This window comes from Nonomuraea sp. NPDC050202 (genome assembly GCF_040656115.1).
GTDB lineage: Bacteria > Actinomycetota > Actinomycetes > Streptosporangiales > Streptosporangiaceae > Nonomuraea.
Map to the genome: position 1 here is coordinate 66,543 of NZ_JBFALF010000009.1, position 16,804 is coordinate 83,346.

The window sequence follows — 16,804 nt, forward strand, 5'->3', positions numbered from 1 at the left end:
GTGTTGCCGTCGTGGGGCTGTGGGCGTATCTGATGAGTCTTTCCGGGCTACTTGACCTTGTTCGCGCCGACCCGAAGCTGACCGCCGCTCTCGAAGAGGGCGGCGACGTCGCGCTGATCGCGCCTTCCGCGCTGCGCCCGTTCGGGGTGGCCGCGCTGGCCGGGCACGATCAGCGCACCGTGCTCGCCGTCACCGCGACGGGGCGTGAGGCGGAAGACCTCGCCGCCGCGCTGACGAGCCTGATCGAGCCCAACTCCGTGGCGGTGTTCCCGGCATGGGAGACGCTGCCGCACGAGCGGCTCTCGCCGCGCAGCGACACCGTGGGCCAGCGGCTGGCGGTGCTGCGCCGGCTGGCGCACCCGGTCAAGGGCGATGCCGCCGCCGGGCCGCTCAGCGTGATCGTGGCGCCCGTCCGCGCCCTGCTCCAGCCGATCGTGAAGGGCCTGGGCGACCTGGAGCCCATCCGGCTGCGGGCCGGCGACGACGCCGACCTCGACGACGTCGTGGACAACCTGGTCAACAACGGCTACCACCGGGTCGACATGGTGGAGAAGCGCGGCGAGGTGGCCGTGCGGGGCGGGCTGCTCGACGTGTTCCCGCCGACCGAGGAGCACCCGCTGCGGCTGGAGTTCTGGGGCGACACGGTCGAGGAGATCCGCTGGTTCAAGGTCGCCGACCAGCGATCGCTGGAGGCGGCCGAGGACGGGCTGTTCGCGCCGCCGTGCCGGGAGCTGCTGCTGACCGGCGAGGTACGGACGCGGGCGCGGCAGCTGGCCGAGGAGCACCCGGCGCTGGCCGAGGTGCTCGACCAGCTCGCCGAGGGCACGCCGGTCGAGGGCATGGAGGCGTTCGCGCCCGTGCTGGCGGGGGAGATGGACCTGCTGCTCGACCACCTGCCGGTCAGGTCGGCGGTGTTCGTGTGCGACCCCGAGCGGATCAGGGGCAGGGCGGAGGAGCTCGTCCGCACCTCGCAGGAGTTCCTCGAAGCCTCCTGGATCAACGCCGCGGCAGGCGGCGAGGCGCCGATCGACCTCGGCGCGGCCGCGTTCCGGTCGCTGGAGGAGATCCGCGAGCACGCCGACGTACTGGGCCAGCCCTGGTGGACGATGGCGCCGTTCGGCGGCGGCATCGAGCTCGACGCCCAGGACTCCGAGGCCTACCGCGGCGACACCGCCAAGGCGCTGGCCGACATCAAGGGCTGGCTGGCCGACGAGAAGGCCGTCGTGCTGCTCAGCGAGGGCCACGGCCCGGCCGAGCGCATGGTCGAGCTGCTCAAGGGCGTGGACGTGCCGGCGCGGCTCCAGCAGTTCCTGGACAAGGCGCCCGAGCCCAAGGTCGTGCACGTCTCGACCGGCCTGATCGAGCACGGCTTCATCACCCCCACCCTGGCCGTGCTCACCCACCTCGACCTGGTCGGCCAGAAGGCCTCCACCAAGGACATGCGGCGCCTGCCCTCCCGCCGCCGCAACATGGTCGACCCGCTGCAGCTCAAGGTCGGCGACCACGTGGTGCACGAGCAGCACGGCGTGGGCCGCTACATCGAGATGGTGCAGCGCACGGTGCAGGGCGCCACCCGCGAGTACCTCGTCATCGAGTACGCCAAGGGCGACCGCCTCTACGTGCCGACCGACCAGCTCGACGAGGTCACCCGCTACGTCGGCGGCGAGGCCCCCACGCTCAACCGCATGGGCGGCGCCGACTGGGCCAAGGCCAAGTCCCGGGCGAAGAAGGCGGTCAAGGAGATCGCCGGCGAGCTGATCAGGCTCTACTCCGCCCGGATGGCCTCGCCGGGACACGCCTTCGGGGCCGACACGCCGTGGCAGCGGGAGATGGAGGACGCCTTCCCGTACGCCGAGACGGGCGACCAGCTCGAAGCCATCGACGAGGTCAAGCGCGACATGGAGCGCGGCGTCCCGATGGACCGGCTGATCTGTGGCGACGTCGGCTACGGCAAGACCGAGATCGCGGTGCGGGCGGCGTTCAAGGCGGTGCAGGACGGCAAGCAGGTCGCGGTGCTGGTGCCCACGACGCTGCTGGTGCAGCAGCACATGTCCACCTTCGCCGAGCGCTTCTCCAGCTTCCCCGTCTCGGTCAAGCCCGTCTCCCGCTTCCAGACCGACGGCGAGGTCAAGGGCACGCTCGAAGGGCTGCGCTCCGGCGCGGTGGACGTGGTGATCGGCACGCACCGGCTGCTCAGCCCCGAGGTCCGGTTCAAGGACCTGGGCCTGATCATCATCGACGAGGAGCAGCGGTTCGGAGTCGAGCACAAGGAGGCCATGAAGCACCTGCGCACGCAGGTGGACGTGCTGGCCATGTCGGCCACGCCGATCCCGCGCACGCTGGAGATGGGGCTGACCGGCATCCGCGAGATGTCCACGATCCTCACGCCGCCGGAGGAGCGGCATCCGATCCTCACGTTCGTGGGGCCGTACGAGGAGAAGCAGATCGCGGCGGCGATCCGGCGCGAGCTGATGCGCGACGGGCAGATCTTCTTCGTGCACAACCGGGTGGCCTCGATCAACAAGGTCGCCGCGCGGCTGCGCGAGCTGGTGCCGGAGGCGCGCATCGCGGTGGCGCACGGGCAGATGAACGAGCACCAGCTGGAGAAGATCATGGTGGGGTTCTGGGAGCGGGAGTACGACCTGCTCGTCTCCACCACGATCGTCGAGTCCGGGCTCGACGTGCCCAACGCCAACACGCTGATCGTGGACCGGGCCGACAACTACGGCCTGTCGCAGCTCCACCAGATCCGCGGGCGCGTCGGGCGAGGCAGGGAGCGCGGTTACGCGTACTTCCTCTACCCGCCGGAGAAGCCGCTGACGGAGACCGCGCACGAGCGGCTCGCCACGATCTCGCAGCACACCGAGATGGGCGCGGGCATGTACGTCGCGATGAAGGACCTGGAGATCCGCGGCGCGGGCAACGTGCTGGGCGCCGAGCAGTCCGGCTTCATCGCGGGCGTCGGCTTCGACCTGTACGTCCGGCTGATGGCCGACGCGGTCAAGGAGCAGAAGGCCAAGCTGTCGGGCGCCGAGGTCGAGGAGGAGCAGCCGGACGTCAAGGTCGAGCTGCCGATCAACGCCCACATCCCGCACGACTACGTGACCTCCGAGCGGCTGCGGCTGGAGGCGTACAAGCGGATCGCGGCCATCAACGCCGAGATCGACATCGAGGAGGTCCGCGACGAGCTGACCGACCGCTACGGCAAGCCGCCGGTGGAGGTGGAGAACCTCCTGGAGGTCGCCAGGTTCAGGATCAGGGCGCGCACGGCCGGGCTCACGGACGTCACGCTGCAGGGCCAGAACATCAAGTTCGGCCCGGCCAGGCTCAGGGAGTCGCAGCAGGTACGCCTCGACCGCCTCTACAAGAAGGCCGTCTACAAGCAGGCGGCCGAGACCCTGCTGGTGCCGATCCCCAAGACCAAGCCGCTGGGCGGGCAGCCGCTGCGCGACCTCGACCTGCTCAAATGGTGCGGCGACCTGGTCGAGGCGATGTTCCTCGAGCCCGCACGGGTAAGCTAGCGGCGGTTTTCTGGTCGGAAAGGGACGTACGTGAAATCGATACGAGTGGCCGTGGCCGCCGCTGCGGTGGTCGCGGCGGTGACCGCCTGCTCCTCGCCCATGCAGGCCGGGGCCGCGGCCGTGGTCGGGAGCGAGCGCATCTCGATGAGCAAGCTCAACAACGACACGCAGGCCTACCTGGCCGCGCTGAAGAAGGCTCAGCTCGACGAGTCGGCGCTGGGCGTGCCGGCCAACCAGGCCGTGCTGCAGCGCCTGGTCAACGTGAGCGTGTCCAGGCAGCTCATGGACCGCCACAAGGTGCAGGTGAGCGAGACCGAGATCGACGCCGCGCTCAAGGACCCGGGCCAGTTCCAGTCGCCCGAGATCAACCTGCTGGCCAACGGCGTCGCGCCGGCCGACGCCCGCGACTACGCGCGCGCCATGGTGGGCCTGACCAAGCTCCAGCAGCAGTTCGGCGGCCAGGCCGGGCAGGAGCGGCTGATCCAGGAGTTCACCTCCATCAAGCCCGTCTTCAACCCGCGCTTCGGCACGCTGAACGCCCAGCGCTCGGAGCAGAACCCGTCGCTGTTCGTCGACACCGGCAGGTTCGGCAAGCTCACCCAGCAGGCGCAGCAGCCGGCCCAGGGCTGATCGTGCCGCTGATCGTCGTCACCACCTCGCCCAGGGTCGCGCCGGGCCTGCTGAGCCACCAGGCCTGGCAGGCGCTGCGCTCGGGCCCCGTGCTCACCGGCTCCGGCTCGCACCCGCAGCTTCCCTACCTGGCCGAGGCCGGGATCGAGGTCGAGGTCGTCGAGCCCGACCCGCGGGCGCTGGCCGTGCGCGCGGTGGGCGAGAGCGTGGTGTGGCTGTCGGACCAGGACGGCGAGGACTTCATGCGCGCCGTCGGGCACGCCGCCGTCGCGCTCGACGAGCCGCCGCTGATCGAGGTCGTGCCCGGGTCGTACGACCTGCCGGGGGCTCGGGTGCTCGACCTGGTGGCGGTGATGGACCGGCTGCGTACCGAGTGCCCGTGGGACCGCAAGCAGACGCACACGACGCTGGTGCCGTACCTGCTGGAAGAGGCCTACGAGGTGCTGGAGACGATCGAGCAGGGCGACTACCCCGCGCTCCGCGAGGAGCTGGGCGACCTGCTGCTGCAGGTGGTCTTCCACGCGCGGGTGGCCGAGGGCTTCGACATGGACGACGTGGCGGCCGGGATCGTGGACAAGCTCGTCCGGCGGCATCCGCACGTGTTCGGCTCGGTGCGGGCCGAGAGCGCCGACGAGGTCAACGACAACTGGGAAGCGATCAAGGCGGCCGAGCGGGCGGCCAAGGGCCGCGAGTCGGTGCTCGACGGGGTCCCGATGGGGCAGCCTGCGCTGTCGCTGGCCGCGCAGCTCGTGCGCAGGGCCGAGCGGGCCGGGGCGCCGGAGTCGCTGTCGGCTGCGGTCGGGCAGGGCGTGGCGCGGGAGCTGTTCGACCTGGTACGGCGGGCCGCCGAGGCCGGGCTGGACGCCGAGGCCGAGCTGCGGGCCGCGGCGCGGTCGTATCGGGACCGGGTCCATGCGTGGGAGTCCGCCACCGACTGAGTCCGGCGCGACAGGTCGCGAGATGTCACGACCGGTGAGACCAGGGTGACTTGTCCGGTGGAGCTGAGACCGCCGCACACGGGGGAGCCGCGGCACGTGGCGGGTCACCGCCTGCTCGGCGGGCTCGGCGACGGCGGACCGTGCCCACTCGGTGCGGGGCCGTACCGATAGGCTCTGATGGCATATCACTTTCGATTTAGGAGCGCATCCCGTGGCTACCATCGAGGTCGTATACGCCCGCGAGATCCTCGACTCCCGGGGGAACCCCACGGTTGAGGTCGAGGTCGTGCTCGACGACGGCAGCACCGGCCGCGCGGCCGTGCCGAGCGGGGCGTCCACCGGCCAGTTCGAGGCGGTCGAGCTGCGTGACGGCGGCAAGCGTTACGGCGGCAAGGGCGTGGAGAAGGCCGTTCTCGCCGTGACCGATGAGATCCAGGAGGAGATCAGCGGGATCGAGGCCGAGGACCAGCGCATCATCGACCAGATCATGATCGATCTGGACCGCACGCCCAACAAGGCCAAGCTCGGCGCCAACGCCATCCTGGGCGTCTCCCTGGCCGTGGCCAAGGCCGCCGCCGACAGCGCCGACCTGCCGCTCTTCCGCTACCTCGGCGGCCCCAACGCGCACGTGCTGCCCGTGCCGATGATGAACATCCTCAACGGCGGCGCTCACGCCGACACCAACGTGGACATCCAGGAGTTCATGATCGCGCCGATCGGGGCGGAGACGTTCCGCGAGGCCGTGCGCATGGGCACGGAGGTCTACCACGCGCTGAAGGGCGTGCTGAAGGAGAAGGGCTACGCCACGGGCCTGGGCGACGAGGGCGGCTTCGCGCCCAACCTGCCCTCCAACCGCGACGCGCTCGACCTGATCCTGGTCGCCATCGAGAAGGCCGGCTACGTGCCGGGCGAGGACGTCGCGCTGGCGCTCGACGTGGCCGCCTCCGAGTTCCACAAGGACGGCGTCTACACGATCGACGGCAAGGGCCTGTCGGCGCAGGAGCTCATCGCGTTCTACGAGGACCTGGTCGCCAACTACCCGCTCGTCTCCATCGAGGACCCGCTCGACGAGGAGGACTGGGAGGGCTGGAAGGCCATCACCGCCTCGCTCGGTGACAAGGTGCAGCTCGTCGGCGACGACCTGTTCGTGACCAACCCCGAGCGGCTGGAGCGCGGCATCAAGGAGGGCGCGGCCAACGCCCTGCTGGTCAAGGTCAACCAGATCGGCACGCTGTCGGAGACGCTCGACGCCGTGGACCTGGCCCACCGCAGCGGCTACCGCTGCATGATGAGCCACCGCTCCGGCGAGACCGAGGACACGACGATCGCCGACCTCGCGGTGGCGGTCAACTGCGGTCAGATCAAGACCGGCGCGCCCGCCCGCTCCGACCGGGTGGCCAAGTACAACCAGCTGCTGCGCATCGAGGAGCTCCTCGACGACGCCGCCCGCTACGCGGGTCGCGCGGCGTTCCCGCGTTTCCGGCGCTAGTTTCGAGTACGGCTCGCGGGTCCCCGAGATCTCCCGCGAGCCGTACTTGAGGGGGTGTGCAGCAATTGGCGAAGAGGCCGCAGCTGACCGGGCGGGCCGCCATCCTGGCCGTCGTGGTCTGCGCGATCGCGATGAGCCTGGCCTACCCTGTCCGCGAGTACATCAGCGGGCGTCGCAGCATCGCCGAACTGGAGGCGGAGAAGGCCAGGGTGGAGGCGGAGAGGCAGGCCCTGCTGGCACGTGACAAGCAGGCCGACGACCCCAACTGGATCAAGAAGACGGCCAAGGAACGGCTGCATTACTGCGGGCCCGGCGAGAAGTGCTATGTGGTGATGGAGCCGGATCAGGGCACTGAGAAGACGGTCGTCAAGCAGCCGGTGGCGGTGCCGCCGTGGTACGAGACGCTCTGGGAGTCGGTGGAGGCCGCCGACAAGGGCACCGGGCGCCGGGCGGTGACAGGGAAGGAAAGTGTTGGACAGTAAGGACGTCGAGGTCGTCGAGAAGCAGCTCGGGCGGCCGCCCAGGGGCCTGCGCGAGGTGGCGCACCGTTGCCCGTGCGGCAACCCCGACGTGGTGGAGACCGCGCCCCGGCTGCCCGACGGCTCGCCCTTCCCGACCCTGTACTACCTGACCTGCCCGAAGGCGGCCTCGGCCATCGGCACGCTGGAGGGCTCGGGCCTGATGCGGGAGATGCAGGCCAGGCTGGCCACCGAGCCCGAGCTGGCGGCGGCCTACCAGGCGGCGCACGACGACTACGTCGCCAGGCGCGACGAGGCCGCCAAGCAGGAGGGGCTGACGCCGCTCCCGCGTGACATGCAGAGCACGGGTGGCATGCCGGAGCGGGTCAAGTGCCTGCACGCGCTGGTGGCGCACGAGCTGGCGGCCCCCGGGGTGAACCCGTTCGGCAGGGAGGCGCTCGACGCCCTCCCCGACTGGTGGAGTGACGGACCATGCGTGTAGCCGCCATCGACTGCGGCACCAATTCCGTACGACTGCTCATCGCCGACGTCGGCCCGGGCGCCGATCCAGGCGCCGGCGCGGGCGGCCCGGGCTTCGGCACGGGCGAGCTGGCGGACGTCGAGCGGCTGATGGAGATCGTCCGCCTGGGCGAGGGCGTCGACAGGACGGGCAGGCTCGCGCCCGACGCCCTGGCGCGCACGTTCAAGGCCATGCGCTCCTACCAGGAGCTGATCGAGCGCCACGGCGCCACCGCCACGCGCGTGGTGGCCACGAGCGCGACGAGGGACGCGGCCAACCGGCACGAGTTCGTCGAGGGCGTCCGCGAGATCTTCGGCGTGGAGCCGGAGGTGGTGTCGGGGGCCGAGGAGGCGGAGCTGTCGTTCACGGGCGCGACCAGGGGGCTGGTGCGCCTGTCGCCGGAGACGGAGGTGCCGCAGGGCCCGCTGCCGCCGTACCTGGTGGTGGACATCGGCGGGGGGTCCACGGAGTTCGTGGTCGGCGCCGAGCACGCCCAGGCGGCGCTGTCGGTGGACATCGGCTGCGTGCGCCTGACCGAGCGGCACCTGCGCGATGCCGGCGACCCGTCGCCGGCGGCGGCCCTGGAGGCCGTGGTGGCCGACATCGAGGCCGCGCTCGACCGGGTGGAGGCCGAGGTCCCCGTCCACGAGGCGCACACGCTCGTGGGCCTGGCGGGCTCGGTGACGACGGTCGCGGGCATCGCGCTCGGCCTGCCGGAGTACGACTCGCGGCGCATCCACCACTCGCGGATCTCGGCCGAGCAGGTTCACGACGTGACGCGGCGGCTGCTCGCGATGACCCATGGTGAGCGGGCCGAGCTGCCGGTGATGCATCCGGGGAGGGTTGACGTGATTGGCGCCGGTGCGCTAATTCTTGACCGGATCGTTCGCCGTTTCGCGTTTTCCCAGGTCGTGGTGAGCGAGCACGACATCCTCGATGGAATCGCCTGGTCCCTCGCCGGTTAGCTGAAGAAATCCGGACATTTCCGATCTGCGGGTCGTGTTGAGCGTGCATTCAGTATTGTGATTAGGTAAAGGGGCATTACGGGGGCTTTGCCATATCGCTGTGCGCGAAAGGCGCCGGCGTGGCGACCGTTCCCGAGCGCGTCTCTTCCCTCACGGAATGGAGCACTCTCACATGATGTCTGTTGGGTTAGCACGTAAGGCCGCTGCGTTCGGCGCGTCGGCCGCGGTGCTGGCCGGCCTGTCCGCGGGTCTGATGTCCAGCCCCGCCCAGGCGGCCTCCAAGCCGGCCCCCAAGGTGTCGGTCTCCGCGCCGAAGGCCACGCCGGGCGACTATGACGGTTCCTGCCCGACCAAGATCAACTTCTCGGCCCAGATCAAGGTGCCGCTCAAGGGCAAGACGGAGCTGGCCTACCGCTGGCTCCACGGCGACGGCTCCAAGAGCAAGGTCAACGTGATCAAGCTCTCGGGCAAGGGCACCAAGACGATGACGGTCAAGCAGTCCATCACCTTCAAGGACGACGTCAAGGGCTGGGAGGCCATTCAGGTCCTCGGCCCGAAGAAGGTCACCTCGAAGAAGGGCTACTTCTCCGTCTCCTGCCAGAAGCCGCAGGAGGACGTGCGCACGCACCTCGACGTGTCGGTCTCGGCCCGCGCGTGGGCCAGCCCGAGCTCGTACGCCGGCCGGTGCGACACCTACGGTGACAAGATCGACTTCACCGGCGTGATCAAGACCAACCGCCCCTCGTGGGTGCGTTACCGCTGGGTCCTCAACGGTGAAGTGGTCGACTACGGCAAGATCAAGGTCCGTGACGCCCGCAAGGTCGGCTTCGGCATCAACCCCCGTCACAGCCAGCGTGGCTGGGCGCAGCTGCAGGTGCTGAGCCCCGACGCGACCTCCTCCAACCGGGCCTACTACAAGGTCTGGTGCAAGGACGACCGCAGGGACGACCACCACGACGACCACAAGGGCGACCACAAGGGCCCTGACTCGCACGCCGGCGCGCTTTCCGCCACCGCTTCGGTGACGACCGGCGCCGGCTGCTCGGTCACCGCCACGGGCTCGGTCACCTCGGCCAAGGCCGGCACGGTCACCTACAACTGGGCGCTGAACGGCGCCGTGCTGAGCACCGGCTCGGTCGAGTTCGGCGCTGACGGCGGCTCGAAGCCCATCAACGGCTTCTCGACCACGTCGGAGATCAAGAGTGGCACCGTGACCCTCTCGGTCTCGGGTGCCGGTGGCAGCGACACCGAGACCAGGTCCTACGTCTGCAGCTAGGCCGCGTGAGGCGCGTCTGAGCGGTACGACATCGACCGGCTGAACCGGGTGGCTCCTTCGGGTGCCACCCGGTTTTTCTGTTGCCACTACTGCGCTTTGCGCAGTAGTGTGCTTCGCGTGGACAGCAGCCAGCTTCTCAAGGGCGTCCTCGACCTGGCCGTCCTGGCCGTGCTCAACGACCGTGACGGCTACGGCTACGACGTCGTGCGCCGGCTCAGGGAGGCCGGGCTGCAGGAGGTCGGCGACGCCTCGGTCTACGGCACGCTGCGCCGCCTGTTCAGGGCCGGCGCCCTGACCTCGTACGTGGTGGCCTCCGACGAGGGGCCGCACCGCAAGTACTACGGGCTCAACGACGTCGGCAGGGAGATGTACGCCGCCTCGGCCAAGACCTGGGCCGCCTTCTCGGCCACCATGGCGGCCCTGCTCAAGGAGGGACAAGCATGACCCCCGAACAGTACGCGCAGGCCGTACGGGATGCCCTGGCCGACCATCCCGAGCGCGAGGAGCTGCTGGAGGACCTCGACGACCACCTCGCCGAGATCGCCGCCGAGTCGGACCTCGCGCTGGAGGAGCGGCTAGGCCCGCCCGAGGCGTACGCGGAGGAACTGGCCTCCGCCTACGGGGAGCGCCCGCAGAGCGCCGGGAAGCGGCGGGTGGACGCGCGGGCGTGGGCGGCGAAGGTGAGGGCCGCTCTGATGCGTCAGGCGCCCTCCAGGAGCTTCCTGGCCTTCCTGCCGGAGCTGCGGCCCGGATGGTGGGTGCTGCGCGGCTACGTGCTGGCCATGGTGCTGGTGTCGGTCACGGCCGAGCCCGCGCTCGTCCCCATGACGCCGCCCGCCTGGGTCGCCGTCGCGGCGGGGATCTGGGCCTCGGTCTGGTTCGGCCGGCGGAGCAGGCGGCGGGTGGTGGTGCTGGCGGCCGCGGCGGCGAACGGGGTGGCCGCGCTGACCTTGTTCGTGGGCATGGTGGAGGCCGGCGACGCGATGACGCCGAACCCCGAGCAGGAGCAGGCGGTGTGGATGCAGCCGGCCTCGTCCGACGGCGTCTACAACCTGCGGCCCTACGCCAAGGACGGCAAGCCGCTGAGCGACGTCTACCTCTACGACCAGGACGGCAAGCCGTTCGTGACGAACCCCGAGTTCTACGGCTACAAGGTCGACAGGTCGTGCGGCGAGCCGGTGCTCAACCGCTACCCGCTGCCCCTGGTCGAGGAGGAGCCCATGACGGGCGACGACGGCCTGCCCACGGCCGCGGCGTCCGCCTGCCCCACCTCGACGCCGGAGCCGGGGCCGATGGCCACGGCGACGCCCGAGCGCCCGGACACGAAGCCCCGTGACTGATCGGGCACCATCGGTGTCATGAGCTTCGTACCTCCTGGCACCGGCTGGCCCGACGACCCCGCGACCCCTGACACCCCGGTCGCGCTGGACCCCGCGGACGTGCGCCGCCTCGCCGCCGCCAGCAGCACCCTCGCGGAGCTCACGGCAGGGCAGTCGGTCTGCCGTGCCTGCCCCCGCCTGGTGGAGTGGCGCGAGGACGTCGCCAGGGTGAAGCGGCGCGCGTTCGCGGACGAGACGTACTGGGGCCGTCCCGTCCCCGGCTGGGGCGCGGAGCAGCCGCGGATCCTGCTGGTCGGGCTGGCCCCCGCCGCCCACGGGGGCAACAGGACCGGGCGCATCTTCACCGGCGACCGCAGCGGCGACTGGCTGTTCGCCTCGCTGCACCGCTGCGGCCTGGCCGCGCAGGAGACGAGCACGCGCGCGGGCGACGGGCAGGAGCTGCTCGGCACGCGCGTGCTGGCGTCGGTGCGCTGCGCCCCGCCCGCGAACAAGCCGCTGCCGTCGGAGAAGGCCGCGTGCTTCCCGTGGATGGCGCGGGAGATGGCGCTCGTGGCGCCCTACGTGCGGGTGATCGTGGCGCTCGGCGGGTACGCCTGGCAGGCCATGTGGCCCGCGCTCAAGGACGCGGGTTACGCGCTGCCGCGCAGCCGCCCGCCGTTCGGACACGGGGCCGAGGCCGAGGTGTCGTACGGCGAGGCGCCCGTCACGCTCATCGGCTGCTACCACCCCAGCCAGCAGAACACGTTCACCGGCCGCGTCACCGCCCGGATGCTGGACGACATCTTCATCAGGGCCAGGTCACTGGCTGTGTGACGCGTCCCACCACCCCAGGATTGGCTTCGCCGAGAGCGCTTGACGTAAGCTTGTGAATGCTTTCACAAGCATTCCACGAGGGATGGGGCCTCAGGATGAACAAGCACATCTTGATCGTCGGCGGCGGATACGTCGGCCTGTACACAGCGCTCCGGCTGCAGCGCAAGCTCCACCGCGAGCTGCGCAGCGGCGAAGCCCGCATCACGATCATCGACCCCCAGTCCTACATGACCTACCAGCCGTTCTTGCCTGAGGCGGCGGCGGGCAACCTCTCGCCGCGCCACATGGTGGCCCCGCTGCGCCGGATCCTGCCGAAGGCGCACATCCTGAACGGCACGGTGACCAAGGTCGACCACGCCGGCCGCACCGTCACCTTTCAGCCCGCCGAGGGCGAGCCGCGGGAGGTGGCCTACGACGTGATCGTCATGGCCGCCGGCTCGATCTCGCGCACCCTGCCCATCCCCGGGCTGACCGACATCGGCATCGGGTTCAAGACCGTCGGCGAGGCCATCGCGCTGCGCAACCGCGTGCTGCACCTGCTCGACGTGGCCGAGTCCACCGACGACCCGGAGGTGCGGCGCAGGGCGCTGACGTTCGTGGTGGTCGGGGCCGGTTTCGCGGGCGTCGAGGCGCTGGCCGAGCTGGAGGACATGGCCAAGGACTCGACGCGCTACTACCGCAACATCAAGCCGTCGGACATCCGCTGGGTGCTGGTGGAGGCCACGAACCGGGTGCTGCCCGAGGTCGGCCCCGAGATGGGCAAGTGGACGCTGGAGCAGCTGCGCGAGCGCGGCATCGACGTCAGGCTCGACACCCGGCTGGAGTCCTGCGAGGGCGGGCACGTGGTGCTGTCGGACGGCGCGGAGTTCGACGCCGAGACGCTCGTGTGGACCGCCGGCGTCAAGCCCAGCCCCGTGGTGAACGACAGCGACCTGCCGCTCGACGAGCGCGGCCGGATCAAGGCCACCGCCATGCTCACCGTGGCGGGCACGCCGGGCGCCTTCACCGCCGGCGACGCCGCAGGGGTGCCCGACGTCACGAACCCCGGGCAGTACTGCGCGCCCAACGCCCAGCACGCGGTCCGCCAGGCCAAGGTGCTGGCCGACAACATCGTCCGCCACCTGCGCGGGCAGGAACTGGTCGAATACCGCCACAAGTATGTCGGATCGGTGGCCGGCCTGGGCCTGCATCAGGGCGTCGCCAATGTCTATGGCGTCAAGCTTCGCGGATTCCCTGCGTGGTTCATGCACCGGACCTACCATCTGTCGCGGGTGCCGACGCTGAACCGCAAGGTCCGTGTCGTCGTCGATTGGACCCTGGCCCTGTTCTTCAAGCGCGAGACGATCTCTCTGGGTGAGATGGAGCACCCGCGTGAGGGCTTCAGGGCCGCGGTGGCGACGACCCGCCGCTAGCCCAGGTACGGCAACGCCCCGGCGAACCACTGCCGGGGCGTTCTCGGCGCCCCTGGTCGCAAGCGGAAGGGGTACCACGGGTGGGTCTATCAGCGGTGACCGTGCTCGGCGTCGACCGGCCCGGCGTGATCGCCGCAGTAACCGGTTCGCTCGCCGACTGCGGGGCGAACATCCAGGACTCGACCATGACGTTGCTCGGCGGCCATGTCGCGATGATGCTGCTCGTCTCCGGCGAGCTGGACCCGGCGGAGCTGATGAAGCGGGTGGGTGCGCCCGACCTGGTGGTCACCGCCTCGGCCATCGAGGCCCAGCGGCACTTCTGCGAGGAGGGCGACGGGCTCGGCTACGTGCTCACCGTCCACGGTCCCGACCGGCCCGGCATCATCTCCGCCGTCAGCGCCGTGCTCGCCGCGGACGGCGGCAACATCACCGGGATGAGCACCAGGCTCACCGGCCGGCTCTACGTCCTGATCGCCGACGTCGAGCTGCCGAAGCAGGTGGACGTGGCGGCTCTCATGCGCAGGCTGGCGGCCGTCGGCGCCAGCCTCGACTCGGACATCACCTTCCGGCCTGTCGAACCGGACTTGTTGTGACCAGGCCAGGGGGTACGGCTCGCGAGGTGCTCGGCGCCCCGCACCCCCTCCTGTCCGCCGTGGCCGAGCCGGTGGACCCCACCGCCCCCGAGGTCGTCGCCGCCGCGGCGGATCTGCTGGCGACCCTGCGCCGCGCGCCCGCCACGACGGGTCTGGCGGCCCCCCAGATCGGCCTGAGCTTGCGGCTGATCGCCTTTGACGCCCGGCGCCACCCTCGGAGTAGGTCGTGGGCCGGGGAGCTCGTGGTGGCCAATCCACGGCTCGCCAGCGCGGCCCACTGGGACGAGGGCCGCGAGGGGTGCGCGTCGATCCCCGGGCTCACGGCCGACGTACGCCGTGCGACGCGTATCACCGTACATGGGCATTTGCCAGGCACGGGCGAGGCCGTCACCATCGAAGCGGATGCCATCGAGGCTCGGTGCATTCAGCACCAACTCGACCATCTGGACGGTCTACTCTTCTTGGACAGAGTCCCCGGAGTGCTATCACTTCACCGCAGACTTCACACTTGTGACGCCTGATGCGAAGTTGTGCTCCTCGGAAGCATGGTCCGTTTCGTATGATTGCGGCGCCCCCGTAGCCCAATGGCAGAGGCAAACCCCTTAAAAGGGTTGACGTGCGGGTTCGAATCCCGCCGGGGGCACTTGCCAACTTATACCCAATTTAGGTCTCTGACCTGGGGGTTTACCGCAACTGCCGGATGGGCTCCCGCCGGACTCCCGCAGCCGATATCGAGTTGTTATGGAGTTGTCCTGTGACCGGGCGATCACTGCTGGTGGATGGGCGGTCCCGGCGCCGCTCGTGACGGGAGAGCGAACTTCGCCGCGGGTGGCCTCCCGTTCGCCTGCTCGAAAAGTTTTCGTGCTCTGACGGATATTGACAAGCCGCTGGTTCTCTGCCTTCACCTTTGCGGGAGTTTCTTTCCGTGAATGGTCGGCTACGCCTTACAACCGAAGTTTTCCGCGCCGGGGAAACGTCCATAGTGCGAGACCGGGTCCGGGCGGCGCGTGCCGTGGCCCTCGGGCGCCGCCCGTGGGAAGATTTCCCTGTCGCCTGATGACCTGGGGAACTCCGCGGCGGGCACGTTCGTTGTGAACGCTGCCGAAGTCCCGAATGAACATCGATCTGAGCGTCAGTTGACCAAGGTGCCGCCGCGCCCCGTAGGCTCGGCGTCACAGGAGGCAGCGATGGAGAGCAAGAACCCCGTATTCAGCAGGTCGCGGCAGCAGGCCGCAGCGGGCTGGGCCGGTCCCACCCCGTCCCCCGACCAGCTGCAGAACATGTACGACGCGCCGTCGTACGCACCACCGTCCCGGCCGGCGTATCGGACCATGACGCTCGACGACGTCGTGGTCCGAGGGTTCCTGACCCTCGGGACACTCGTCCTGGCCGCCGCTGCGGCCTGGTATTTCAACGTTCCGCCCATGGTCGCGATCGGCGCCGCCGTCGTCGCGCTGGTGCTGGGCCTGATCGTCTCGTTCACGATGAGCACCAACCCGGCGCTCATCCTGGGCTACGCGGTCGCCGAGGGCGTCTTCCTGGGCAAGATCAGCTTCGTCTTCAACGGCATGGCCAGCGGCATCGTGTTGCAAGCGGTGCTGGGCACGGCCTTCGCGTTCGGAGCGGTGCTGGCCGTCTACGCCCTGCGCATCGTCAGGGTGACACCCAAGCTGGTGAAGTTCGTGGTCGCCGCCGCGATCGCGGCCGTCGGGCTCATGCTCGTCAACCTGCTCGTCGGCCTCTTCAACGACGTCGGCCTGGGCCTGCGCACCGACAGCCCGCTCGGCTGGATCTTCAGCGTCGCGATGATCCTGCTCGGCTGCTTCTTCCTCCTGCTGGACTTCGACTCGATCGAGCAGGGCGTCAAGCAGGGCGCTCCGGAGAAGTTCGCCTGGCAGTGCGCGTTCGGTCTGACGCTGAGCCTGGTGTGGATCTACCTGGAGATCCTCCGGTTCGTCAGCTATTTCACCAGTAGCGACTAGCCGTTCAACGCCGCGACATGCAGGAGGGCCTCGCCGTTCAGGCGGGGCCCTCTCGCTGTGCGACCGAAAATCTACCTGCCGTCACAGAATGATGCCGGACTTGGGGCTTGCCATTCGCGTGTCCGTGTTGCAGTGTCGAGCAAAGGACCTTAATCCGCGGAGGTGCCCATGTCCTTGAACCACTCACCGGAGACGCAGACGAAGCTCATCGCAAGGGTCCCAACGATCACGGGACGCGAACTCCCCGAGTGGTTCCAAGCCATCGACAACGGCCCGGCTTTCCTACGGTGTGACGAGCGGGCCAACTGGCTTGCCGACGAGCACGGGCTGACCCACGGCTACGCCGCCGCCATCGTCCACGAGCACGAGCGGCATCGCCGTAACCGGATGGGCTACATCTAAGCCCAGCCATCCCCGCGCCCGCGCCCCAAGCGCGGGCGCGTCATCATGAGGTCATGGATCTCGACAAGGCACTCGACTTTCTCCGCAGCCATCACCGCGCGGTCCTGCTGACCAGGCATCGCGATGGGCGCCCGCAGATGTCCCCGATCACGGTCGGGGTTCAGGACGGCCGCGTGGTCATCAGCTCCAGGGAGACGGCGGCCAAGGTCCGCAACGCGCTGCGCGATCCCCAGGTGTCGCTGTGCGCGTTCACGGACGGGTTCTTCGGGGAGTGGATCCAGGTCGACGGCACGGCGGAGATCATCCACCTGCCCGAGGCCATGGAGCCGCTCGTCACCTACTACCGCGACATCTCCGGTGAGCACCCCGACTGGGACGACTACCGCGCCGCCATGGTCCGTGACCGCCGCGTCATCATGCGCATCACCCCGACCCGTGTGGGACCGACCCGGCACGGGTAGCGGG

The 16,804-nt window shown here is 69.9% G+C and carries 17 protein-coding genes and 1 tRNA gene; all 18 read left to right on the plus strand.

What is annotated here, in order from left to right:
* Nucleotides 1-32: 32 nt before the first annotated feature.
* The 18 genes from mfd to AB0I79_RS24880 all read left to right on the plus strand — a co-directional run bounded on the left by mfd (nucleotide 33) and on the right by AB0I79_RS24880 (nucleotide 16,800).
* Nucleotides 33-3,521, plus strand: coding sequence for a transcription-repair coupling factor (gene mfd, locus AB0I79_RS24795; RefSeq protein ID WP_357876722.1), 3,489 nt, complete (start codon nucleotides 33-35; stop codon nucleotides 3,519-3,521).
* Nucleotides 3,522-3,551: 30 nt separating this feature from the next.
* Nucleotides 3,552-4,151 (plus strand): SurA N-terminal domain-containing protein, encoded by a 600-nt coding sequence (locus AB0I79_RS24800; RefSeq protein ID WP_357876724.1) that lies wholly within the window; start codon nucleotides 3,552-3,554, stop codon nucleotides 4,149-4,151.
* A gap of 2 nt (nucleotides 4,152-4,153) precedes the next feature.
* Nucleotides 4,154-5,089 carry a MazG family protein gene (locus tag AB0I79_RS24805; protein WP_357876726.1) on the plus strand — a complete coding sequence of 312 codons (936 nt, stop codon included), beginning with the start codon at nucleotides 4,154-4,156 and terminating at the stop codon, nucleotides 5,087-5,089.
* Between the two features lie 211 nt (nucleotides 5,090-5,300).
* Nucleotides 5,301-6,578, plus strand: coding sequence for a phosphopyruvate hydratase (gene eno / locus AB0I79_RS24810; RefSeq protein WP_357876728.1), 1,278 nt, complete (start codon nucleotides 5,301-5,303; stop codon nucleotides 6,576-6,578).
* Nucleotides 6,579-6,643: 65 nt separating this feature from the next.
* Nucleotides 6,644-7,060: a septum formation initiator family protein gene (locus AB0I79_RS24815; protein ID WP_357876730.1), complete on the plus strand. Its 417-nt coding sequence runs from the start codon at nucleotides 6,644-6,646 to the stop codon at nucleotides 7,058-7,060.
* Nucleotides 7,050-7,538, plus strand: a complete 489-nt coding sequence (locus AB0I79_RS24820; protein ID WP_357877422.1) for a DUF501 domain-containing protein — start codon at nucleotides 7,050-7,052, stop codon at nucleotides 7,536-7,538. Before AB0I79_RS24815 ends, AB0I79_RS24820 begins: the two co-directional genes overlap by 11 nt.
* Nucleotides 7,529-8,521, plus strand: a complete 993-nt coding sequence (locus tag AB0I79_RS24825; RefSeq protein ID WP_357876732.1) for a Ppx/GppA phosphatase family protein — start codon at nucleotides 7,529-7,531, stop codon at nucleotides 8,519-8,521. Before AB0I79_RS24820 ends, AB0I79_RS24825 begins: the two co-directional genes overlap by 10 nt.
* 172 nt (nucleotides 8,522-8,693) lie before the next feature.
* Entirely contained in the window at nucleotides 8,694-9,797 is a 1,104-nt protein-coding gene (locus AB0I79_RS24830) for a hypothetical protein (RefSeq protein WP_357876734.1), read from the plus strand.
* 117 nt (nucleotides 9,798-9,914) lie between these two features.
* The gene (locus AB0I79_RS24835) at nucleotides 9,915-10,241 is read left to right on the plus strand and encodes a PadR family transcriptional regulator (RefSeq protein WP_357876736.1); all 327 of its coding nucleotides are present in this window, start codon (nucleotides 9,915-9,917) and stop codon (nucleotides 10,239-10,241) included.
* Entirely contained in the window at nucleotides 10,238-11,137 is a 900-nt protein-coding gene (locus AB0I79_RS24840) for a hypothetical protein (RefSeq protein WP_357876738.1), read from the plus strand. The genes AB0I79_RS24835 and AB0I79_RS24840 overlap by 4 nt, the downstream gene beginning before the upstream one ends.
* An 18-nt stretch (nucleotides 11,138-11,155) precedes the next feature.
* Nucleotides 11,156-11,950 (plus strand): uracil-DNA glycosylase, encoded by a 795-nt coding sequence (locus AB0I79_RS24845; RefSeq protein WP_357876740.1) that lies wholly within the window; start codon nucleotides 11,156-11,158, stop codon nucleotides 11,948-11,950.
* Between the two features lie 95 nt (nucleotides 11,951-12,045).
* The gene (locus AB0I79_RS24850; RefSeq protein WP_357876742.1) at nucleotides 12,046-13,362 is read left to right on the plus strand and encodes an NAD(P)/FAD-dependent oxidoreductase; all 1,317 of its coding nucleotides are present in this window, start codon (nucleotides 12,046-12,048) and stop codon (nucleotides 13,360-13,362) included.
* 80 nt (nucleotides 13,363-13,442) lie between these two features.
* Nucleotides 13,443-13,955: an ACT domain-containing protein gene (locus AB0I79_RS24855; RefSeq protein WP_357876744.1), complete on the plus strand. Its 513-nt coding sequence runs from the start codon at nucleotides 13,443-13,445 to the stop codon at nucleotides 13,953-13,955.
* Between the two features lie 26 nt (nucleotides 13,956-13,981).
* Nucleotides 13,982-14,476 (plus strand): peptide deformylase, encoded by a 495-nt coding sequence (locus tag AB0I79_RS24860; RefSeq protein WP_357876746.1) that lies wholly within the window; start codon nucleotides 13,982-13,984, stop codon nucleotides 14,474-14,476.
* Nucleotides 14,477-14,525: 49 nt separating this feature from the next.
* Nucleotides 14,526-14,598 (plus strand) — tRNA-Leu (locus tag AB0I79_RS24865).
* A 544-nt stretch (nucleotides 14,599-15,142) separates the two neighbouring features.
* Nucleotides 15,143-15,937 carry a Bax inhibitor-1/YccA family protein gene (locus AB0I79_RS24870; protein ID WP_357876748.1) on the plus strand — a complete coding sequence of 265 codons (795 nt, stop codon included), beginning with the start codon at nucleotides 15,143-15,145 and terminating at the stop codon, nucleotides 15,935-15,937.
* A 168-nt stretch (nucleotides 15,938-16,105) separates the two neighbouring features.
* A complete protein-coding gene (locus AB0I79_RS24875) occupies nucleotides 16,106-16,339 on the plus strand; it encodes a DUF4287 domain-containing protein (RefSeq protein ID WP_148437132.1) in 234 nt (77 codons plus the stop codon).
* A gap of 53 nt (nucleotides 16,340-16,392) precedes the next feature.
* A complete protein-coding gene (locus tag AB0I79_RS24880; RefSeq protein ID WP_357876750.1) occupies nucleotides 16,393-16,800 on the plus strand; it encodes a PPOX class F420-dependent oxidoreductase in 408 nt (135 codons plus the stop codon).
* Nucleotides 16,801-16,804 lie beyond the last annotated feature (4 nt).

Bases quoted from the DNA above. Each gene is read 5' to 3' on its own strand.
- AB0I79_RS24845 (WP_357876740.1), top strand. From the start codon at position 11,156: ATGAGCTTCGTACCTCCTGGCACCGGCTGGCCCGACGACCCCGCGACC.
- AB0I79_RS24880 (WP_357876750.1), top strand. From the start codon at position 16,393: ATGGATCTCGACAAGGCACTCGACTTTCTCCGCAGCCATCACCGCGCG.
- AB0I79_RS24825 (WP_357876732.1), top strand. From the start codon at position 7,529: ATGCGTGTAGCCGCCATCGACTGCGGCACCAATTCCGTACGACTGCTC.
- AB0I79_RS24840 (WP_357876738.1), top strand. From the start codon at position 10,238: ATGACCCCCGAACAGTACGCGCAGGCCGTACGGGATGCCCTGGCCGAC.
- AB0I79_RS24870 (WP_357876748.1), top strand. From the start codon at position 15,143: ATGGAGAGCAAGAACCCCGTATTCAGCAGGTCGCGGCAGCAGGCCGCA.
- AB0I79_RS24830 (WP_357876734.1), top strand. From the start codon at position 8,694: ATGATGTCTGTTGGGTTAGCACGTAAGGCCGCTGCGTTCGGCGCGTCG.
- AB0I79_RS24850 (WP_357876742.1), top strand. From the start codon at position 12,046: ATGAACAAGCACATCTTGATCGTCGGCGGCGGATACGTCGGCCTGTAC.
- AB0I79_RS24875 (WP_148437132.1), top strand. From the start codon at position 16,106: ATGTCCTTGAACCACTCACCGGAGACGCAGACGAAGCTCATCGCAAGG.
- mfd (WP_357876722.1), top strand. From the start codon at position 33: ATGAGTCTTTCCGGGCTACTTGACCTTGTTCGCGCCGACCCGAAGCTG.